16 protein-coding genes are annotated in these 20261 nt (G+C 75.1%); 6 read left to right on the plus strand and 10 right to left on the minus strand.

What is annotated here, in order from left to right; all coding sequences use genetic code 11:
• Positions 1-92: 92 nt before the first annotated feature.
• Positions 93-836 (plus strand): class I SAM-dependent methyltransferase, encoded by a 744-nt coding sequence (locus ACGFZP_RS01475; RefSeq protein WP_387940142.1) that lies wholly within the window; start codon positions 93-95, stop codon positions 834-836.
• The gene (locus ACGFZP_RS01480; protein ID WP_392927427.1) at positions 833-1891 is read left to right on the plus strand and encodes a prenyltransferase; all 1059 of its coding nucleotides are present in this window, start codon (positions 833-835) and stop codon (positions 1889-1891) included. The genes ACGFZP_RS01475 and ACGFZP_RS01480 overlap by 4 nt, the downstream gene beginning before the upstream one ends.
• An 84-nt stretch (positions 1892-1975) precedes the next feature.
• On the opposite strand, the gene ACGFZP_RS01485 is transcribed toward ACGFZP_RS01480, so the two are convergent.
• The 5 genes from ACGFZP_RS01485 to ACGFZP_RS01505 form a co-directional block, all read right to left on the minus strand.
• Positions 1976-2911, minus strand: a complete 936-nt coding sequence (locus ACGFZP_RS01485; protein WP_392927429.1) for a hypothetical protein — start codon at positions 2909-2911, stop codon at positions 1976-1978.
• A 176-nt stretch (positions 2912-3087) separates the two neighbouring features.
• On the minus strand, positions 3088-4140 hold the full coding sequence (locus tag ACGFZP_RS01490) for an N-acetylmuramoyl-L-alanine amidase (RefSeq protein WP_392927430.1): 1053 nt from the start codon (positions 4138-4140) through the stop codon (positions 3088-3090).
• A gap of 7 nt (positions 4141-4147) precedes the next feature.
• Complete coding sequence (locus tag ACGFZP_RS01495) at positions 4148-5494, minus strand: hypothetical protein (RefSeq protein WP_392927432.1); 1347 nt, start codon at positions 5492-5494, stop codon at positions 4148-4150.
• A 341-nt stretch (positions 5495-5835) separates the two neighbouring features.
• Complete coding sequence (locus tag ACGFZP_RS01500) at positions 5836-6489, minus strand: class I SAM-dependent methyltransferase (RefSeq protein WP_392927434.1); 654 nt, start codon at positions 6487-6489, stop codon at positions 5836-5838.
• Between the two features lie 308 nt (positions 6490-6797).
• On the minus strand, positions 6798-8123 hold the full coding sequence (locus ACGFZP_RS01505; RefSeq protein WP_392927436.1) for a M48 family metalloprotease: 1326 nt from the start codon (positions 8121-8123) through the stop codon (positions 6798-6800).
• A 173-nt stretch (positions 8124-8296) separates the two neighbouring features.
• On the opposite strand from ACGFZP_RS01505, the gene ACGFZP_RS01510 reads away from it, so the two are divergent.
• Positions 8297-9403, plus strand: a complete 1107-nt coding sequence (locus tag ACGFZP_RS01510; protein WP_392927438.1) for an alcohol dehydrogenase catalytic domain-containing protein — start codon at positions 8297-8299, stop codon at positions 9401-9403.
• 142 nt (positions 9404-9545) lie between these two features.
• Here the strand turns inward: ACGFZP_RS01510 and ACGFZP_RS01515 are convergent, their stop codons facing one another.
• The 4 genes from ACGFZP_RS01515 to ACGFZP_RS01530 all read right to left on the minus strand — a co-directional run bounded on the left by ACGFZP_RS01515 (position 9546) and on the right by ACGFZP_RS01530 (position 16138).
• Positions 9546-9725: a hypothetical protein gene (locus ACGFZP_RS01515; RefSeq protein ID WP_392927439.1), complete on the minus strand. Its 180-nt coding sequence runs from the start codon at positions 9723-9725 to the stop codon at positions 9546-9548.
• An 835-nt stretch (positions 9726-10560) separates the two neighbouring features.
• Entirely contained in the window at positions 10561-10704 is a 144-nt protein-coding gene (locus ACGFZP_RS01520; RefSeq protein WP_392927440.1) for a VenA family class IV lanthipeptide, read from the minus strand.
• Between the two features lie 281 nt (positions 10705-10985).
• Positions 10986-13004 carry an alpha/beta hydrolase family protein gene (locus ACGFZP_RS01525; RefSeq protein ID WP_392927442.1) on the minus strand — a complete coding sequence of 673 codons (2019 nt, stop codon included), beginning with the start codon at positions 13002-13004 and terminating at the stop codon, positions 10986-10988.
• Positions 13001-16138 carry a lanthionine synthetase LanC family protein gene (locus ACGFZP_RS01530; protein WP_392927444.1) on the minus strand — a complete coding sequence of 1046 codons (3138 nt, stop codon included), beginning with the start codon at positions 16136-16138 and terminating at the stop codon, positions 13001-13003. The genes ACGFZP_RS01525 and ACGFZP_RS01530 overlap by 4 nt, the downstream gene beginning before the upstream one ends.
• Positions 16139-16621: 483 nt before the next feature.
• On the opposite strand from ACGFZP_RS01530, the gene ACGFZP_RS01535 reads away from it, so the two are divergent.
• The 3 genes from ACGFZP_RS01535 to ACGFZP_RS01545 are packed head-to-tail and all read left to right on the plus strand — an operon-like array spanning position 16622 to position 19384.
• On the plus strand, positions 16622-17458 hold the full coding sequence (locus tag ACGFZP_RS01535; RefSeq protein ID WP_392927446.1) for a Nif3-like dinuclear metal center hexameric protein: 837 nt from the start codon (positions 16622-16624) through the stop codon (positions 17456-17458).
• Positions 17459-17481: 23 nt separating this feature from the next.
• Positions 17482-18225 carry a zinc ribbon domain-containing protein gene (locus ACGFZP_RS01540; RefSeq protein ID WP_392927448.1) on the plus strand — a complete coding sequence of 248 codons (744 nt, stop codon included), beginning with the start codon at positions 17482-17484 and terminating at the stop codon, positions 18223-18225.
• Positions 18226-18229: 4 nt separating this feature from the next.
• Positions 18230-19384, plus strand: a complete 1155-nt coding sequence (locus ACGFZP_RS01545) for a bifunctional RNase H/acid phosphatase (RefSeq protein ID WP_392927449.1) — start codon at positions 18230-18232, stop codon at positions 19382-19384.
• Between the two features lie 87 nt (positions 19385-19471).
• Here ACGFZP_RS01545 and yaaA read toward each other — a convergent pair whose 3' ends face one another.
• Positions 19472-20257: a peroxide stress protein YaaA gene (gene yaaA / locus ACGFZP_RS01550; RefSeq protein ID WP_392927451.1), complete on the minus strand. Its 786-nt coding sequence runs from the start codon at positions 20255-20257 to the stop codon at positions 19472-19474.
• Between the last annotated feature and the right edge of the window lie 4 nt (positions 20258-20261).

The raw sequence follows: 20261 nt of genomic DNA on the forward strand, positions 1-20261 counted from the left end.
CCGGACGTTCGTCCGGGCCGCCGCCGACAGCGCCGTACGCTCGTCCGGCGCAGCGTCACAAACGTCTGGTACCAAAGGAATGGGAGCCCGCAGTGCTGACCGTCGATTTCTCGCGCTTCCCGCTCGCCCCCGGCGACCGGGTGCTCGACCTGGGCTGCGGCGGGGGCCGGCACGCGTTCGAGTGCTACCGGCGCGGGGCCAATGTGATCGCCCTCGACCAGAACACCGAGGAGATCGCCGAGGTCAGGAAGTGGTTCGCCGCCATGGAGCAGGCCGGTGAGGCCCCCGAGGGCGCGTCGGCGGTCGCGATGGAGGGCAACGCGCTGGCCCTGCCGTTCGAGGACGAGTACTTTGACAAGATCATCATCTCCGAGGTGATGGAGCACATCCCCGACGACAAGGGCGTGCTCAACGAGATGTTCCGGGTCCTCAAGCCCGGCGGCCTGCTCGCCGTGACCGTGCCGCGCTGGCTGCCGGAGAAGATCTGCTGGGCGCTCTCCGACGAGTACCACGAGGTCGAGGGCGGCCACATCCGGATCTACCGGGGCGACGAACTGCTCGACCGGCTCAAGGAGGCCGGTCTGGAGCCGTACGGCACCCACCACGCGCACGCGCTGCACTCGCCGTACTGGTGGATCAAGTGCGCGGTCGGCGTGGACAACGACAAGGCGCTGCCGGTCAAGGCCTACCACCAGCTGCTGGTCTGGGACATCGTCGGCACCCCGGTGATCAGCACCCTCACCAAGGCCGCCGAGAAGGCCCTCAACCCCGTCATCGGCAAGAGCTTCGTCGCCTACGCCTCCAAGCCGAACCGCGCACCGGGCGGGGTGGCGTGACCGCCGCCGTCCCCGAGGTGCTGCTGCTCGACGGGGTGCTCGACGCCGAGCAGGCGGCCGGGACCGTCCGCAGCATCCTCGCCGAGCAGCGCGCCGACGGCGCCATACCGTGGTTCACCGGCCACCACCTCGACCCGTGGGACCACACCGAGGCCGCGATGGCCCTGGACACCGCGGGCGAGCACGCCGCCGCCGAGGCCGCGTACCGCTGGCTGGCCGACAACCAGAACCCCGACGGCTCCTGGTACGCCGGCTACACCGACGGGGAGGTCTCCAACGCGTCCAAGGAGACCAACTTCTGCGCGTACATAGCCGTGGGCGTCTGGCACCACCACCTCAGCACCGGCGACGACGCCTTCCTGGAGTGGGTCTGGCCCGTCGTCAGGCGCGCGCTGGACTTCATCGTCGGCCTGCGGCTGCCCGGCGGTCCGATCTCCTGGCGGGTGGACGAGCAGGGCGGCGCGCCCGACGAGGCGCTGCTCACCGGCTCCTCCAGCATCCTGCACGCGCTGCGCTGCGGTCTGGCCATCGCCGACTACCTGGAGGAGCCGCAGCCCGACTGGGAGCTGGCGGCCGGTCGGCTGCGGCACGCCGTCGCGCACCACCCCGAGCGGTTCCTCGACAAGGACCGCTACTCGATGGACTGGTACTACCCGGTGCTCGGCACCGCGCTGCGCGGCCCGGCCGCGGTGGCGCGGATCGAACGGGACTGGGACCGCTTCGTCGTCCCCGGCCTGGGCGTGCGCTGCGTGAGCGACCGGCCCTGGGTCACCGGCGGGGAGAGCGCCGAGCTGGCCATGGCGCTCTGGGCGGTCGGCGAGTCCGACCGGGCGGTGGAGATCCTGCGCTGGATCCAGCGGCTGCGGCACACCGACGGCTCGTACTGGACGGGGTACGTCTTCGAGGACGATGCCATCTGGCCCGAGGAACGCACCACCTGGACGGCCGGGGCGCTGCTGCTGGCGGTCGCCGCGCTCGGCGGGGACCCGGCCACCGTCGCGGTCTTCGGCGGCGAGCAGCTGCCGGCCGGACTGGTGGTCCAGGACTGCTGCTGAGCGACCCCGCCGGGGGCGCACACGGCGAAGGGGCGGGACCGGAGTGATCCGGTCCCGCCCCTTCGCCGTACAGGGAGCGGGGCGTCAGCCGCGCTGGATGCCCGAGGTGTCGGCCAGCACGCCCTGGGTGCCGTCCTGGAGCTGGGCGACCAGCGCGGTACCGCGCTGCTCGACCGCCAGGTACCAGGTGCCGGGGACGAGGTCGCCCACCGGGGCGCCGACCGGGTTGTCCTTCGGGGCCAGCTGGCGCGGCGAGGGAACGGCGAACCAGAACGGCGCGAAGTCGGCCGCGGGGGCCGGCGACGGCACCGGAGCGGCCTGGGCCTGGGCGGGCGCCGGGGCCTGCTGGGCGGCCTGGTGGGCCGCCTGCTGGGCCGCCGCCTGCTGAGCCGCGGCGTCCTGCTGCTGACCGGCCGCCGGGTAGCCGTAGCCACCGGGCTGGCCGCCGAAGGCCGGGGCCTGGTTCGGGTCCTGGCCGGCGGCCGGGTAGCCGTACTGGCCGGGCTGGCCCGGCTGGCCGACCTGCGGGTTCGGGTAGCCGCCCGGGTAGCCCTGCGGGGCGGCCGGCTTGTCGGTGACCAGCGGAGCCTGCAGCGCGGGCACCAGCGGGCCGGCCGCGGCGGCACCCGCGAGCAGGAGCAGCGAGATGACGGCGAGCCAAGCGCCGAAGCCGTGGTCGAGGCCCTTCGGACCGCCGCCCAGCGACCAGATCGAGGTCCAGAGCGCGGCGACGGCGAAGGCGATGCCCCACTGGTCCAGCCGCAGGCCGAGCACCTGGCGGTTGGCGGCGGCGGCTCCCTGGAAGCGCTGCACCAGGATCAGCACGGCGGCAAGGATGCCGAGCAGGAAGACCGAGGGCAGGACGGGGAACAGGACGCTGTCCCAGGCGTTCTGCGAGGTGTCGCCGCAGTACCTGCCGCTGCAGTCCACGGTCCAGTACGGCAGGAATGAAGCGATGAAGAGCAGGACGGCCGCACCTGCGACGGCGGCGTCTCCCCTGGTGAGAGCGCGCAGATTCACTAACGTTCCCCTCGTTGGTGTGTCGTGGACGGCGATCTTCGCGGTCGGCTGACCGGCCGGGAAACTCCCGAACGGACCAAGAGCCTAGGGCCAACCACCCCGTCGGTGCACAGCGGGCTCGGGAATGGGGCGAAGTCGTTGCAAACTGCGCGGTCCTGACCCCTTTGCCGGGCCGTCTACCGCGTGGTCAGAAACGCCGTCAGCGCGTCCGCGATTCCCTGGGCCGCCTGCTGGCGCCACTGAGGGTCCGTCATCCGCTTGGCATCCGCGGAGTTGCGCATGTTACCGCACTCGATGAACACCTTGGGGACGGACGAAAGGTTCAGTCCGCCGAGGTCCGAGCGGGTGTCCAGGCCCTGGCTGGCGACGTAGTCGGCGTACGGCTCGCCGGTTGCCGTGTGGAAGCTGTCGCGCAGCAGCAGCCCGAGGCGGTGCGAGGGCGCGACGATCGCGGAGGTGTCCGCCTTACCGGCGACCACCTTGGCGGGCATGATCACGTGGAAGCCGCTGCCGCCGGCCGGGCCGCCGTCCGCGTGCACGGAGAGCGCGACGTCGGCGTGTGCGGCGGCGCCGGCCCGGGCCCGCTCGTCGATGCACGGACCCCACGCCCTGTCGGCGTCCTGGGCCAGCACCACGGTGGCGCCCCGGGCGACCAGGATCTCCCGGGCCCGGCGGGTGACGTCGAGGGTGTACTCGGCCTCGGTGTAGCCGGCGTTGGTGGAGGTGCCGGTGGTGTCGCACTCCTTGCGGGCGTTGCCTATGTCGACCTGGCGGTTGATCTCGGTGGTGTGCTTGAAGTTGCCCGGGTTGTGGCCGGGGTCGAGCAGCACGGTGCGGCCGGTGAGGGTGGTGGCGGCCATGGGCTGCCCGCCGGGGACGGCGGGGGTGGTCGCCTCCGCGGTGGCGGGCGGCGTGACAGGCGGCGTGGCCGGCGGCGTGGTGGGTGCCGTGGGGGTTGCCGTAGCCGGTGCCGTGGCCGGCGGGGTGCCTGTCGTGGCGGCCGGGGACCCGGTGGGCGAGCCGGCCGGCGGGGCGGCGGCCTCGGCGGCGCGGGTCGTCGGGGCGGCGGAGGGGCTGTCGGAGCTGACGGCCTGCCAGCCCAGCCAGCCGGCCAGGCTGAGCGGCACCAGCACGGCCGCCGCGGTGGTGGCGCGCAGCAGGGTGGAGCGGCGGGGCGGTTCGTCGGCCCGGCGGGTGGGGCCGACGGGGCCTTGGGTGGTGCGGGTCACGGGTGGTTCAGATCCTGTCCTGGGTGCGCGCGGTCAGGCCGTACGTGCCGGCCATCGCGTTCCACTTCGTCACGAAGTCCTTCTTCGCCTGGGTGGCCTGCGGGTTGAGCTCGTCCGCGTGCTTCTTGTCGGCGGTGTTCGGGGCCGACCCGGAGCAGCCCTGGCCGGCCACCGTACGGGCCCAGGCGGCGTACGCCCGGTCGATGTCGGCGGACAGCTGCCAGGCGGACTTCAGCGACTGCACCGCGTCGGCGCCGCCGGGCACGTCGGTGACGGTGAGTTTGCCGAGGTCGGCGAGGAGCTGGTCGCGCTGCTTGGCGCCGGTGTCGAAGACCTGCGCCGCGCTCTCGATGTCGGCCTTGGACGGGCAGCTGTTGACCTTGGCGACCGCGCTGCCGATCGGCGCCTTCGCGCCCTCGCCCCGGGCCAGCAGCTCGTCCAGCGACTTGGCCTGGGTCTGCGCGCCCGGTCCGGGGGCGCCGGCGGACGGGCTCGCGCTCGGGCTCGCCGAGGCGGGGTCGGTGGCGGCCGTGCTGGGGGCGGCGTCCGAACCGCTCGGGACGGGGGCGGGCTGCGGGTTCCCGCCGGCGGTGGTCTCGGTGGCCGAGGGGGTGGGGCCGGCGGCCTTCTCGGACGGGGAGCCGCTGTCCTGCTTCGCCCAGAGGATGCCTCCGCCGAGGGCGACGACGATCAGCAGGGCGAACGCGATCAGCAGCGGGGCCCGCTTGTTGCCGCGCCGGTCCTCGTCGTCGTCGAGGTCCTCGTAGCCGGCCGGGTAGTCCGGCTGGCCGGGGTACTGGCCGTAGCCTCCCGGGGCCTGGGCGTACAGGTCCGGGGCGGGGCCGCCTGGGCCGCCGTGGCCGTACGGCGCGGCCTGGGGGTACGGCGCGCCGTACCCGGGCGGGGGCTGGGCGGGGCCTCCCGGGGAGACGGGCGGCTGCGGGTAGCCGTAGCCGCCCTGGCCCTGGCTCTGCGGGGTGGCGTGGCTAGGGAAGCCCTGGCCGGTCGGGGCGGCCGGTGGCGCGGACGGTGCCGACGGCGGCGCGGCGCGGGGGAAGGCGGGCGCGGTCGGGGCGTCGTAGCCGGGAGCGGCGGCCAGGTAGGGACGGGCGCCCAGCGGGGGGCCCTGGTCGCCGACGCCGCCGGCCGGGGCCTGCTGCGGGCCGGGAGGGGGCGTCGGGGCGGCGGCCGGGGGAGCCGGCCGGGGCTGCTGCTGCGGGGGCTGCTGCTGGGGCTGGGCCGGGGGTTGGGGCTGGGCGGGGGCGGCGCCCTGCGGGCCGCGCACCCAGCCGCCCGCCCCACCGCGCGCGGTGGGGTCCCAGACCGCCGGAGCGGTGTTGTGCTGGTCCGTCATTGCGCTAGCCCCCACCGTCTGCCCGATGCTCTGCCTGGTGCTGTGCCGCTGTCGCCGGCTCCTGGCGCCCGCCGCGGTGCCGCAGCGGTGCCGGTCGCGGCGCCGCCGTGATGGCCGACGCGCCGCGCGGACACCGTACCGTTCGAGCCCCCGCCCCACAGCCCCGGCACGACGTTAGAGCATCCGTGATCGCCTGTGGGGCGGGTCCGGGGATCTCGTGGACCGGCCGGGACCGCGCGGACGGGAGGTAACGGCGGGATCCCGCAGCGGGTGGCCGGTGGTCCCCGGAGGCGGAGGGACGGGGACCGGGAGGGGCGGCGCGGGTCAGCCGGCGGTGGGGGTCAGCCGGCGGTGCGACGCAGCACCCGCAGGGAGCCCGTCACCGAGACCTCCTCGAAGCCCTCGGAGAGCGCCCGCAGGTAGACCCGGTAGGGCGCCTGTCCGCCGTCCGCCGGGTCGGGGAAGACGTCGTGCACCACCAGCAGGCCCTCCGGCGCGAGGTGCGGCACCCAGCCCTCGTAGTCGCCGGTCGCGTGCTCGTCGGTGTGGCCGCCGTCGATGAAGACCAGGCCGACCTGTCCGCCCCACAGCGCCGCGATCTGCGGCGAGCGGCCGACCAGCGCGACCACGTACTCCTCCAGGCCGGCCGCGTGCAGGGTGCGGCGGAACCGGGGGAGGGTGTCCATCCGCCCGACCTCCGGGTCCACCAGGGTCGTGTCGTGGTACTCCCAACCGGGCTGCTGCTCCTCGGAGCCCCGGTGGTGGTCCACGGTCAGCGCCACCGTGCCGGTCTCCCGGGCCGCGGCGGCCAGCAGGATCGCGGACCGGCCGCAGTAGGTGCCGATCTCCAGCACCGGCCGCCCGGTGCGGCGGGCGGACTCCACCGCCGCCGCGTACAGCGCCAGGCCCTCGTCCACGGGCATGAACCCGGTCGCGGCCTCGAACGCCGCCAGCACCTCGGGTGCGGGGCGCGTGTTCTGCAGGAGGTCGGACATGGTGCTGCTCCTCGCCGGGGCGGTGGACGGTGTGGGCTCCCGGGCTCCCGGGGTTCCGGGCGGGCCGGGTGCACGGGGAGTTCGGGATGTTCCGGGCGCTTCGGGTGTTCCGAGCGACCCGGTGGGCGGTGCTACCGCTCGCCGTCGGACCCTACTCGACGGTATGCCCGGTCGTCCTGCGGGTGCCGGGGAAACCGGGGGCGCGGGCCGGGCGCAGGAAGTCGGGCGGGCCGACTTCCTACGCGGCCGATGGCTCCGGGGCGCTCGGCGGGTCCGCCAGTAGGTCAGCCGGTCAGCCGGCCAGTAGGTCAGTCGGCCAGCAGCGCGCGGGCGACGCGCTCGCGGTGCGGGGCGAGCTCGGCGGCGATGGCGGCGGACTCGGTGGCTGTGGTGGTGACGACCGCCGGGTGGGAGGGGCGCCGGTCGAGGAGGGCCAGCCGCAGGTGGGTCGGCGGGTGGGTGGCGTCCACGGCGTCCTGCCGGAGCGCCGAGCGGCGCAGCAGGCGCTCGCGCTCCAGCGGCGGGATGGTGGCGAGGTGCTCGCGCAGCTGCTCCCAGAGCGTCGCGGTCACCGGCTCCTGCGGCGGGCGGGCCGCACCGCGGCGGACCGCCCTGGGCCGGTGGATGCGGTCGGCCCGCAGCCGGGTCACCAGGGTGTCCGCCGCGCCTTCGAGCAGCAGGGTCTCCAGCAGCCCGCGGGCCGCCGTGGTGGAGGCGGCCCGGGCGGCGAGTTCGTCCGCGTGGTACTCGGCCTGCTGACCGGCTCGGGCGGTGAGCCGGTCGAGCAGCCGTACGGCCCGAAGCAGCAGCCAGGCCAGGCCGCCGAGCAGCGCGTCACTGATCAGGTCGGCGAGCTGGAACAGTAGCTGCAACCCGCCCGGGCTCCCGGCCCGCCGACGGGGCCGGGCGAGGTCGTGCCAGTGCGCGAGCGCGCCGATCGCGGAGCCGAGCCAGAGGCCGCGCCGGTGGTCGCCGTTCACCCGGTGGGCGAGTTCGTGGCCGAGCAGGGCGATCCGCTGCTGGTCCGTCAGCGCCTCCCAGAGCTGCAGACCCAGGGTGAGGACGGAGCGGCGGCGCAGGCCGACCACCCCGATGGTCGCGTTGAACGTCCCGTCGATCCGGATCACCCCGACCGGATCAGCCCCCACCTGGGCGGCGAGCCGGTCCACCAGGCCGTACAGCGCGGGTGCCCGGTGGCGGTCCAGCACGTGCTCGTCGCGCGGCACCCGGCCGAGCCGCGGGCGCAGCAGGACGACGACCGCGAGGGCGCCGGCGCCCAGACAGCGCAGCGGGGTGTTGCCCGTGACGAGCAGCCAGAGCGCCCAGGCGAGCAGTGCGGTGGTGCTCAGGTGGACGGCTGCGGCGACGGCGGAGGCGGCGAGCCAGTCGCGCCGTCCGGTGGCGCCGTGGCCGGCGGCGAGGTCCTCGTAGAGCTGCTCGGTGCGGTCGGCGTGAGCGGTACGGGCGGTGCGGTCGGTGTGGGCGGCGCCGTGTCGGGGCTGCTCTGTGGCCTCGGCGGCCTCGGAGGCCGGGGTGAGGTTCCATTCGCAGTGCGGGCACCAGACGGAGAAGCGGGGATCGACGTCGAGTCGCGCGCCGCACTCCGGGCAGGTCTGGACAACGGGCGAGGTCAAGGCAGGTCTGGACACGGCGGCTGATCATGCCATGGGCGGCCGACCCGGAGCGGGTGGTTTTCGAGGGGCGGTCAGGAGCGGCCGGACAGCGGAGTGAAACGTGTTCTACTCCGGGCGGACGGGGCGTGCCAGAATCGGGCCCGACCAGCGATTCGGACCCCGGGAGCAACGCCATGCGCGCAGCCATCCTGCACAAGACCGGCCAGGACACGCTCGACGTTCGAGACGACGTGGTGGCGGTCGGCTTCGGCCCTGGCAAGGTGCGGGTGCGCCTGCGGGCGGCCAGCCTCTGCCACTCCGACCTCTCGGCGATGAGCGGTGTGCTGCCGCAGCCCGCGCCCTTCGTCCCCGGCCACGAGGGATCCGGGGACGTGGTGGAGGTCGGGGAAGGCGTGACCGGCATCGAGGTCGGCGACCGGGTGGTGCTCTGCTGGATGGCACCCTGCGGCCGCTGCGTCCACTGTGAGCAGGGCCGTGGGCACCTGTGCGTGGCGAGCCTTCGCCGACTCGGCGCACCCGGCTTCCGGTTCGGCCCCCTGACGGACGCCGCGACGGTCGAGGCCTCCGGCTTCTACGGGACCGGGGCGTTCGCCGAGGAGGTGGTGGTCGACCGCGGCGCCGTCGTCAAGGTCCCCGCCGACCTGCCGTACGAGCTCGCCGCGCTGATCGGCTGCGGGGTGACCACCGGCATCGGCGCGGCGGTCAACACCGCGAAGGTCGAGCCGGGCGCCTCCGTCGCCGTGATCGGCGCGGGCGGCGTGGGCGTGGCCACGGTGCAGGGTGCCCGGGTCTGCGGCGCCGGGCGGATCACCGTGGTCGACCCGGTCGCCTCGCGGCGGGAGCGGGCCCTGGCCTTCGGCGCCACCGACGCCATCGCTCCCGAGGACCTGAAGGCCACGGCCAAGGGCGTACCGGGCGGCGGCTACGACTACGTCTTCGAGGCGGTCGGCCGCGGGGCCACGGTGCGGGCCGGGTACGACGCGGCGCGGCGCGGGGGCGCGGTGGTGGTGATCGGCGCCGGGGCGCAGGACGACCTCGCGCAGTTCACGATGGGCGAGCTGTTCTTCAACGAGAAGCGGCTGCTGCCCTCGCTGTACGGCGGCGCGGACGTGTCACGGACCATCGCGCTGGTGGTCGAGCTGTGGCGGGCCGGGCGGATCGACCTGGCCGGGATGATCACGCACCGGGTCGCGCTCGCCGACGTCAACGAGGCCATCGCGCAGATGCGGGACGGCGAGGCGCTGCGGACGATCGTCACGCTGGACGCGTGGGGTGCCTGAGGTGCGTCGTTGGGCGTGTCGGTGGGCGTGTCGTGGGGCAGGGCGCGGTTTTCCGCTGACCGCTGACCGCTGACCGCCGACCGAGGCAAGCGGAAGGGCCCGCCGGTGTGGCGGGCCCTTCCGGGGTTCCGTGCGGGCTCTCTCAGTTCCGGCCGGCGAGGGTGCCGAGCCGGTGCCGGCCGTGCGGGTCGGCCTCCGGCGCGTCGTCGGCGGCGGAGTGGCCCCGGTGGCGACCGTGCGACGAGGTGTCCTCGGCAGTGGTCTCGTCGGCGTCGGGCCCGTTGCTCGCGGGACCGGTGGTGTCGGTGAGGGTGTCGGACATCAGAATCGTCTTTTCCGTGCGAGGGTGCAGGTGCTTCGGCGCCCGGGTGGTACCACGGGCGCGGGGCGGGCGTTGATCGGGTGTCCGGTGCAGGCGTCCGATGCCGGTGCCTGATCCGGCCGCCCTGATCCGGCAGCCCTGACCCGACAGCCCTGTTCGGATGCCCGAATCAGGTGTCGCAACCGGTTGTCCGACTGGATGCCTGACTGCGTGCCCGGTCTCGGACACCCGGTCTCGGACACCCGGTCTCGGACGCTTGATCAGGGGACCGGTCGGAGAACCGACCGGAGATCCGATCGGGCGCTCCGTGGTGCGCCACAGCCGGTGATCGCGGCCCTTGCCCCGGCCACCATAACGGCCGGAACGGGCGAGATCCTATCGAGATCACGACGTGCCCCTGCGACCGGTACGGCGCCGGGCGGCCAGGCCGGCGAGGGCGTCGGCGCCCAGGGCGGTCATGGGATGGGTGAGCCGGGCGGCGGTCGGGCTGCCGCCGTCGGGGACGCCGTCGGGGACGCCGTCGGGGACGCGGGCGGGGCGGGGGCGTGGGCGGAACGGGGCCGCCGCCAGGGCTGGGGCCGGTGAGGTGGACTCCTGCCCGGAGGGCGCCGTCGGGCGCGGTGGGGGAGGGCGAACAGGACGGGGGCCTCGGTGACGGTCGATGTGGTGTCCGAAGTGCAGTGGTCCGGGGCGCTCGTACGCCTCCTGGAAGGCCGCCACCAGAAAATATGTAGACCGATCGGTATATGTAGACCGGTCTGCATATATCGACGCGCCGTCCCCGCCTGTCCGGACAGGCGGGGACGGCACCGGTGGGCGGCCGCCGACCGGTCGACTAGCTGATCGTGAAGATCAGACAGGTCAGGATCAGACAGGTGTACTGGCAGCCGCCGCCGTGGCCGGTCAGCTCGACGGACTCGGTCTCGGGCAGCTCCTGCAGGGCCGCGAGGTCGGTCTCGAAGTCCACCATGTACTCCATGATCGGATTCCTCCCCTGGTGTTTCCGCCCGCCGCGATCTGCGGTACGGGCGATGGGTATTGCCCCCGCGGTGGTCTCCATCCACCGCCGCGGGTACCACCCCGGGCCGCAGGGGCCCGGGAGTCTGAGGGGCGCCGGCTTCCAGCCCGATCGCCCGGTTGTCGTGCGGCCGCCCCGGTTGTGGACCGCCCTGGGTACGGACCGGCCAGCCGAGGCGGTCCACAACCAGGGCTAAGCCCGAGGTCAGGCCCGCCCCCGCAGGCCCGCCTCCCGGGCGGGGCCTAGCCCGGCCGGCCGGTGCGCAGGAAGGCGGCCAGCAACTCGTGGAGCACCGCGGCGCCCTCCTCGGCCAGTACCTCGTGCCCCGCGCCGGCCGCCTCCACGTAGCGGAAGTCGGCACCCTCGGTGCGGCCGATCCGCAGCAACTCGTGCCGCAGCGAACGGGACTGGCTCACCGGGACGACCTCGTCCCGGTCCCCGTGCACGACCAGCAGCGGTGAGCTCAGCCGGTGCGCGAGCTGGAGGACGTCGCGGGGGCCGCGGGCGTCCGCGATCGGTTCGCCGCCGCCGAGCCGCGTCGTCAACGCCCTGACCGGAGAGGACGCTTCGGCCAGCAGCCGGGCTCCGGACAGGAACGGCGCGACCACCGCGCAGCGCGCGACATGGTCGGCGGGCGCGTGCGCGGCCGCCAGCAGGGCCAGAAACGCGCCGTAACTGACCCCGAACAGGGCCGGCGGCTCCAGGCCGAGGGCGGCGCGCTGGCCCGCGATGCCGTCCAGGAGGTACAGGATGTCGTCCAGATCCGGTCCGCCCCAGGCGCCTCGGATGGCCATCGCATGCGCCAACCCGTAGCCGGTTGAGCCGCGTTGGTTGGGGGCGATCACGGCCAGTCCCGCGGCGGCCATCCGCTGGAGTGCCGGGTCGAACTCCAGCCGCCAGGCGTCCGCCGGGCCACCGTGCAGGGCGAGTACCAGGTGCGGACTGCTCAGCCAGGCATCCCCGCCGTACACCACCGCCTCCAACGGACCCGCCGGGCCAGCGAGTTCAAGGCTCTGGGCGGGATGCCAGCGGCCGCCGTCCCCGGGCGGGGTGCTCCCGTCCAGCTGCCAGCCGGGCGGCGCGGTACGGGCGGTGCGCGGGGTGCCGGGCTGCCACGGGAGGACGGTGTCCCGCCACGGCCCGGGCAGTCCGGAGCCGAGCGGTGCCAACTGCAGGGGCAGCGGTACCGGTCCGGTGGTCGCGGTGGCCGGACCGTGGTCGAGCAGGGCGTCCACGTCCAGGGTGGCCAGCGCGGCCGGGTGTTCGGGGGAGGAGTACGGCATCCGTAGTCCGGCCTCCGACCAGTGTCCGACCGCGCCCAGTCGGCCGGGCGGCACGGCCAGCGGATCCAGCCGCCCGGCGGCGGGCCGCCACAGGGCGAGTGCCGAGCCGGCGCCGTGGTCGACCTGGACGGCCACGCGGGGACCGTCCGGCGCCGGGCGCAGCGCGACGGGTCGCAGGAACATGCCCGCCATGTGCAGGCATTCCGGGAACCGCAGGGGTTCGCCGCCGCCCAGCACGCCCCAGCCGAGCCGGTCGGTGGCGGGCGCGTCGCTGCGCACCATCGCGAAGCGGCTGTCCGGATCGAACAGCACCAGCCGGTCGTTGCTGCGCTCGCCGATCTCCAGCAGCGGGGTGACGTCGCCGGTGCGCAGGTCCAGGACGACCGTGCGGACGACTCCCGCGTTAACCCGGTCGAGCGCCAGCAGGGTGCCGGCGTGGTCGAGCCAGACCCCGCCGCCGTGCAACCCGGGGATCTCGGCGACCTGTTCGGGCTCGCTGCCGTCGGTGCGCAGCAGCCATGCGGTGGTGGCCGGCCGGGTGTCGGTACCGAGCGCGAGGGCGACCGGCGCACGGGACGATCCCCGCGTGCGGGGGGCGTCGCCGGGCGGCACGGGCAGTGGCAGCAGTCGCAGCCCTGGCATCCGCAGGGTGGCCAACTGCTGTTCGCAGGTGACCGGTTCGCGCCCCGGGCCGGGATCGGACAGCAGGACGAGATCATGCCGTTCGCCGTCGTGCCGACAGACCAGCACCGATCCGTCCGGCAGCGCGATCAGCTGCGAGCGCAGGTTCTCCGAGCGGTTCCCGGGCAGCGGCAGCGCGGTCGGTACGGCGGGCCCGGTCGGGGGGAGGATCCAACTCTCCACGTACCAGCCGCCGTCGGCGGCGGAGGCCAGGCTGGCGGCGTGGCTGCCGTCGGTGGCGAAGGTGAAGCTGAGGCGGCGCAGCGCGTGGGTCGCCGCGCGGGTGGCCACGTTCATTTCGCACCGCCTGTCCCGGGTTCGCCTCCGGGGTGCCGACGGTCGGCGGCGGGTGACACGGGATCCACCCAGAGCCTGGGGCCGCCGTGCCGCAGTCGCAGCAGGAAGGCCAGCGCACCCGCCGTGCCGGTGCCGTACGCGGCGGCGCAGCCCGTGCCGGTCTCGTCCGGCAGGACGAGCAGCCCGTCGCGCAGCGCCGACCTGGCGGTCATCAGCTGCGCCAACTCGCTGGCAGCGAGGCGGAATTCGTCGTCACCGGTGGCGTCGGCAAGGTCGAGCAGGTACTCGCCGTTGCCGGCCAGCCCGTGGCAGGCGCCGATGCCGCTGTGCCAGCGCCCGGCCGACACGGCCCGCCCGGCGGCGAGGGCGAGCTCATGCGCGGCGGCATCACCGGTGACCTGCCATAGCCGGATCAGGAAGCTGCCCGCGCCGGAGGATCCGCTGCACCAGTGCGCCAGTCGGACGTGCTCGGGGTCGCCGGCGCTCTGCGGCCACCAGGCCGTGTCCAGGCCGCCGCCTTCCTGCCCGCCGCCTTCCTGCCCGCCGTCGCGCTCCCGGCGGGCGGTCGCGACAAGGGTGCGCCCGGCCTCGGCGGCACCGGCCAGCAGGTCGCGGTCGCCGGTGGCCTCGGCCGCGGCCAAGAGGAAGGCCCCGACCCCCGCGACGCCGTGGGCGAAGCCGAGGTGGGTGATCCCGGCGAGCGCCGAGTCGAAGTCCTTCGGCACCGGCCACACCGTGCCGTACGGCGCACGGCGGGCGGCGGCGAGCAGCCCGTGGCCGCACCGGGCGGCCCGGGCCAGGAACTCCTGGTCGGAGCCATCCCCCAAGCCGGCTGCCGCGAAGCGGAGTTGCAGGAAGCCGGAGCCGGCCGCGCCGTGGCAGACGTCCGGGTTGGGCCACTCGACGGCTATCCGGCGGGCCAACTCGGCGGCGTGTCCGGCGAGTCGTGGGTCGGACAGCGCCTCGGCGGTGTCCAACAGGGCCCAGGCTGCGCCGGATCGGCCGAAGTGCAGGCCGGGCAGGACGACCGGTTCGGCGGCGCAGCGGCGCTCGACCCACTCGGCGGCGGTCCGGGTCGTCCGGCGGGCCTCCGCGCGAACCTCCTCCGGCAGACCCGCCGCCAGCGTGGCCCGGGCGAGCAGCGCCAGCACCCCGGCGGCGCCGTGCTGCACGTTGCACGGGTCGGACCGCTCGCCGGCGGGCACGGTCGGCCAGAGCCGGTCGCGCCGCAGCGGCGTGGCGGTCAGGGCCAGGTGCCGAAGCCCGTCGTGCAGGACCCGGTCGACGACGGCGTCGGAAGCGGCGACCCGCAGGTCGGCGACGGAGACGTGAGAGGGCGCGGGCGCGCCGGAGTCCACGGACGGACCCGTCGCCCCGGCGAGCACGAGTGCCTCCCGCGCCCGGGCCAGGCTCCAGCGCTGACCGGGCTCCTCCGCCCGCAGCCCGAGGACGAGCGGGGCGAGTCGGCGTGCGGTGTCGCCGTCGCGGGCGGCGAGGGCGAGCCAGCGGCCCAGCCGGTCGGCGACCGGACGGGCCTGCGGCAGGTCCTCGGGAAGCAGCGGGTCGTGGCCGGTGGCGAGCAGGAAGAGGAGTCCGCCGAGCGCGAACAGGTCGGCGGAGGGTTCGGCCAGGCAGCCTCCCGCGTCCCCCGTCACCAGGGTGAGCCGCCCCTGTTCGGGGGCCCGGTAGCCGGGGGTGCCGGCCGTGCCCGCCCGGTGACCGGCCTCGGCGGCGAGCTCCAGGTCGACCAGCCGCAGTCCGCCGTCCGGCAGCACCATGACGTTGCCGGGGGAGAGGTCGCGCAGCACCAGACCCTGCTCGTGCACCCGCTCGACCAGGTCGAGCAGGGCGTGCGCAAGCGGTTTGGCCTCGGCCCAGGCGACGTCGGGACTGCCGTCGCGGCGCAGCCGTGCGGCGACCCAGCCGCCGAGCGGCTGTCCGGAGATTCGTTCCTGCACAAGGAAGAGCGAGTCGTCCTGCTCGATCAGCTCGATCGGACGCGGCGCCAGTGGCTGCCGCCCGGGCCCGCCGGCCGTGCCCGGCTCACCCGCTGTACCCGGCGCACTCGCCCCGGCCGCCTCCGCCACCCGGCCCGGCTCGGCCACCCGGCCCGGCTCGGCCACCGCGGAGAGCCTGGTCAGCATCGCCGCCTCGTGTCGCAGCGCCGTCCGCGCATCCGTACCGGACCGGTCCACCTCGATGTGCGCGCGGGCCTGCTTGACCACCACCTCCGCGCCGCTGTCCGTGTCCCGTCCGAGGAAGACCCCTCCCTTGGCGCCGTGCCGCACGGCGGCGGTGAGCGCGTACCGCCCGGCGAGCAGCACGCCGCCGCGCTTCGCCGGCACCACCGGCTTCGGCGCACCCGGCCCGCTCGCACCCGGCCCGCTCGCAGCACCCGCCGCAGGCCCGGCCGCCGCCAGCGGGTCCCGCGCCCACGGCGGGCAGCGGTACGCCGCCGCCCGCACGTCCTCGACGCGCTCCCCGTCCGGCCCGCGCAGCATCGACCGGTACCCGCCGTCGTTGCCCAGCTCGGCCCGGCCCGCGATGGCGCCGTACCGGTAGTGCACCCGGCTCCCGCGCTCGTACGGGCGGTCGGAGAGCACCACCGGGCCGGGCCGGCCCGCCGTCGCCCGGTGCAGCGCGGCGGCGAGCCGCCGGAACTGCTCGTCGCCAACGGGGTAGACCGTGATGAACTTGCCCGCCGAACCCCGGTCGCTGTTACGCGAGTTGATCTCGTGGAGCCGCTCCGGACCGGCGGCGAACTTGAAGGTGCAGGGGTCGTCCGCGAGCACCGCGACGACCGCCGCCAACACCTCGCCCCCGACCGCCGAGGCCGCGCTCACATGGATCTTCCAGCCCTCCTCGGCCGGCTCCAGCGAGGCGGCCGCCCGCAAAGCGGCCTCCCGCGAGCCCGGCTCCCACGAGACGGCCTCCCGTGGGCCCGGCTCCGACGCCGCCGGCCTGGCCGTGCACCAGAAGCCCTCGACGGCGACCTCCCAGTCGCCGCCGCCTCCCCGGCCCCCGGCACCGGCCAGCACCGCCCGCGTCGCCTCCGGCCACGGGCCGGCCGCATCCGGCCCGCGGCCCGCCGATCCCCGCGCCCCGGCCGTCCGCAGCGATGTGCCCGCGCCCATCTGCATCCACATCCCTTCGTCTCGGTCGACGCCCGGCGGTGCCCACTGCTCCGGCACCCGGGCGCACGGCCACGGCCTGGATCGGTTCTCGGAAGTGCGGGAGCGCCGCCCCGGCCGCGTCCGCCCGGCCCTGCCGCTGTCCGGACCCGCATGCCGGCGGAGCTACTTCCCGACCCCCGGGTCGGGACAACTCCCGTTCACAGAAGTGAAGTTACTTTCGAGGTCGGGGCGGTTCAACGCGAATCCGGTCACTTCACTCGTAAGGGTGATCCGGCCGGTGTTTCGAATATGTACGAGCGAGCGGGTGTGGGCGGAGCCCGCCGGGCTGATCGCGGCAGGGACCCCCGGGTCGCCGGCGCGACCGCACGGCCCCCCGGGTTGACGTGCATCCGTACGGTCGGCGCCCACCTGTGCGCCCCGCGCGCACCGGCCCCGGGACGGGCGGCGGCCCGGACGCCCCCGCGCGCACGGTAGTCTCGACAGGTGCCGAAACTGTCCGACGTCATCACCGCGCTCGAAGAGGTCTACCCGCCGCAGTGGGCGGAGTCCTGGGACGCCGTCGGCCTGGTCTGCGGGGACCCTCAGGCCGAGGTCGGCCGCGTGCTCTTCGCCGTGGACCCAGTACAGGCCGTCGTCGACGAGGCCGTCGAGTGGGGTGCCGACCTGGTGGTCACCCACCACCCCCTCTATCTGCGCGGCACCACCAGCGTCGCCGCCACCGGCTTCAAGGGCCGGGTCGTGCACACGCTGATCGGCAACGGCATCGCCCTGCACGTGGCCCACACCAACGCCGACCACGCCGACCCGGGTGTCTCCGACGCCCTCGCCGAGGCGGTCGGGGTCCAGGTCACCGGCCCGCTGGTCCCGGACCCGACCGACCCGCTGGGTCGGCGCGGCAGCGGCCGGATCGGCCTGCTGGAGCCCCCGCTCACCCTCGCCGCCTTCGCCGCGCAGGTAGCCCTCGGCCTGCCGGCCACCGCCACGGGCGTCCGGGTCTCCGGCGACCCGGACCAGCTGATCGGCCGCGTCGCGGTCTGCGGCGGCTCGGGCGACAGCTTCCTCGCCGAGGCGCGGGCGGCCGGTGTCGACGCGTACCTCACCGCAGACCTGCGCCACCACCCGGCGTCCGAGGCCGTCGAGGCGGCGCCGGTCGCCCTGGTCGACGCCGCGCACTGGGCCACCGAGTGGCCCTGGCTCACCCTGGCCGAGCGGGCTCTCCACAGCGCCGCCGAGAAGCGCGGCTGGGCCGTCGAGACCAAGGTCTCCCACAAGGTCACCGACCCGTGGACCGCGCACGCCCCCATGTCCTTCACCGCCTGACCCGATTCACAGGAGCTCTCCGCTTGAACGCCGCGCCCGCCGACCAGATCCGCCTGCTCGACCTCCAGGCCATCGACTCGAAGCTCGACCAGCTGGCCCACCGGCGGCGCAGCCTGCCCGAGCACGCCGAGATCGACAAGGCCACCGCCGACCACACCGCGCTCAAGGACCTCGTGGTGGCCGCCCAGGCCCAGCACGGCGACACCACCCGTGAGCTGACCAAGGCCGAGCAGGACGTCGAGCAGGTCCGCACCCGGTCCGCCCGCAACCAGCAGCGCCTGGACTCCGGCACGATCACCTCGCCGAAGGACCTGGAGAACCTCCAGCACGAGATCGGCTCGCTGGCCAAGCGCCAGGGGGACCTGGAGGACGTCGTCCTGGAGATCATGGAGCGGCTGGAGTCCGCCCAGACCCGGGTCACCGAGCTGACCGCGCGCCTCGAGCACTCCACGGTCGTGCTGACCGAGGCCGAGTCCCGCCGGGACGCCGCCTTCGGCGAGATCGACAGTGAGGCCGAGAAGGTCAGGCGCGACCGCGAGGCCGTCGTCGCCGTCGTCCCGGCCGACCTGCTGAAGCTCTACACCCGCCTGCGCGAGCAGCAGGGCGGCGTCGGCGCCGCCCGTCTCTTCCAGCGCCGCTGCGAGGGCTGCCGGGTCGAGTTCGCCGTCTCCGACCTGAACGCCATCAAGGCCGAGCCCAAGGACGCGGTCGTCCGCTGCGACAACTGCGGCCGCATCCTGGTGCGCACCGCCGACTCGGGCATCTGACCCGATGGCGGGGCGCAGGTTCATCGTCGAGGCCGACGGCGGTTCCCGGGGCAACCCGGGGCCGGCCGGTTACGGCGCGGTGGTGCGGGACGGCGACACCGGCCAGATCATCGCGGAGGACGCCGAGTTCATCGGCCACGCCACCAACAACGTGGCCGAGTACAAGGGTCTGATCGCCGGCCTGAAGGCGGCCCGGAAGATCGACCCGGACGCCTCGGTGGACGTCCGGATGGACTCCAAGCTGGTCGTCGAGCAGATGTCCGGGCGTTGGAAGATCAAGCACCCCGACATGCAGCCGCTCGCCGCCGAGGCCCGCACCATCCTCCCGCGCGGCCAGGTCAAGTACACCTGGATCCCGCGCGAGCGGAACAAGGACGCCGACCGGCTGGCGAACGAGGCGATGGACGCGGGCAAGGCCGGCCGGGCGTGGGAGCCCAAGGCCCGCGCCGTGCCCGCGGCGCCGGCCGCGCCGGTGGCCGAACCCCCGCTGGAGAAGGCCGCGCCGAAGGCCGGCTGGGCGGCCCCGGCCGACCTCGGCACGCCGACCACCTTCGTCCTGCTGCGCCACGGCGAGACCGCCCTCACCCCGGAGAAGCGCTTCTCCGGCAGCGGCGGCAGCGATCCGGAGCTCTCCGAGAAGGGCCGCTGGCAGGCCGAGCGGGCCGCCGAGGCGCTGGTCGCGCGCGGCAGCATCCAGGCCGTGGTCAGCTCCCCGATGCTCCGCACCCGGCAGACCGCCGAGACCGTCGCCACCCGGCTCGGCCTGGAGGTCCGGTACGAGGAGGGGCTGCGGGAGGTCGACTTCGGGGACTGGGAGGGCCTGACCTTCGCGGAGGTCCAGGAGCGCCACCCGGAGGACCTCAGCGCCTGGCTCGGCTCCGCCAAGGCCAAGCCGACCGGCAGCAGCGAGAGCTTCACCACGCTGACCCACCGGGCCGGGGTCGCCCGTGACAAGATCCTCGCCCGCTACCCGGGGAAGACCGTGCTGGTCGTCTCGCACGTCAGCCCGATCAAGACGCTGGTCCGGCTCGCGCTCGGCGCCCCGCCGGACTCGCTGTACCGGATGGAGCTGTCGGCGGCCTCGCTCTGCGCCGTCCAGTACTACGCGGACGGCAACGCCTCGCTGCGGCTGCTCAACGACACCGGGCACCTGCGCTGAACACCGGCGGCGGGCCCCCGGCCCGCCGCCGCCCGCTGCACCTCAGTGCAGCTCGGTTCAGTGCACCTCGGCTCAGTGCACCTCGGCTCAGTGCACCTCGGTGACCACCACGTCGAGCTGCCACGGCTTGCGCGCGGTGCCCTCGGCCGCGACCTCCACCCGGTGGCCCAGCGCCGACAGCGCGTCCACCAGCTCACCGGGCGTCTTCGGCTCGGCGCCCGCCACCAGCAGGTCGCGCACCAGCCGGCCCTTGGTGGCCTTGTTGAAGTGGCTCACCACGGACCTCTTGCCGTCGCGCTCCTGCAGCACCCGCACGGTGGCCGTCCGGGACACCACCTCGCCGGCCGGCCGCCACGCCGCCGCGTACGCCGAACTGCGCAGGTCCAGTACCAGGCCGTCCGCCACCTCCGGCAGCACGGACGCCATCGCACTCCGCCAGAACGCCCCGAGTGCCCCCGGGCCGGGGAGTTTCACGCCCATCGAGCAGCGGTAGGGCGGGATGCGGTCGCTGATCCGGACGGCGCCCCAGAGCCCGGAGAACACCAGCAGCGAGCGCTCGGCCCGGTCGTACGCGGCCTCGTCGAGGGTGGCCAGGCCGAGGTTGTCGAAGAGCACGCCGGTGTACACCTCGCCGGCCGGCAGCGCGCCGGCCGTCGGCAGACCCGCGTTCCGGGCGACCTCGCCGCGCAGGCCCGGGCTCAGCCCGAGCACCCCGGCGGCGGCCTCCTCGTCACCCCGGCAGAGCCCGACCAGGGCGTCCAGCACCTGCGCGCGCGCCGCCGTCAGCCCGGGCAGCGACAGCCCGTCGAGCGCCACCGGCACCCCGTCCCCGGACGCGGCCTTGCCCTCCGAGGGCGGCAACAGCACCAGCACAGCG

The sequence above is a fragment of the Kitasatospora sp. NPDC048239 genome, from assembly GCF_043202015.1.
Lineage (GTDB): Bacteria > Actinomycetota > Actinomycetes > Streptomycetales > Streptomycetaceae > Kitasatospora.

Bases quoted from the DNA above. Each gene is read 5' to 3' on its own strand.
- ACGFZP_RS01520 (WP_392927440.1), bottom strand. From the start codon at position 10,704: ATGGAGTACATGGTGGACTTCGAGACCGACCTCGCGGCCCTGCAGGAG.
- ACGFZP_RS01515 (WP_392927439.1), bottom strand. From the start codon at position 9,725: ATGTCCGACACCCTCACCGACACCACCGGTCCCGCGAGCAACGGGCCC.
- ACGFZP_RS01530 (WP_392927444.1), bottom strand. From the start codon at position 16,138: ATGGGCGCGGGCACATCGCTGCGGACGGCCGGGGCGCGGGGATCGGCG.
- ACGFZP_RS01545 (WP_392927449.1), top strand. From the start codon at position 18,230: ATGGCGGGGCGCAGGTTCATCGTCGAGGCCGACGGCGGTTCCCGGGGC.
- ACGFZP_RS01510 (WP_392927438.1), top strand. From the start codon at position 8,297: ATGCGCGCAGCCATCCTGCACAAGACCGGCCAGGACACGCTCGACGTT.
- ACGFZP_RS01500 (WP_392927434.1), bottom strand. From the start codon at position 6,489: ATGTCCGACCTCCTGCAGAACACGCGCCCCGCACCCGAGGTGCTGGCG.
- ACGFZP_RS01525 (WP_392927442.1), bottom strand. From the start codon at position 13,004: ATGAACGTGGCCACCCGCGCGGCGACCCACGCGCTGCGCCGCCTCAGC.
- ACGFZP_RS01495 (WP_392927432.1), bottom strand. From the start codon at position 5,494: ATGACGGACCAGCACAACACCGCTCCGGCGGTCTGGGACCCCACCGCG.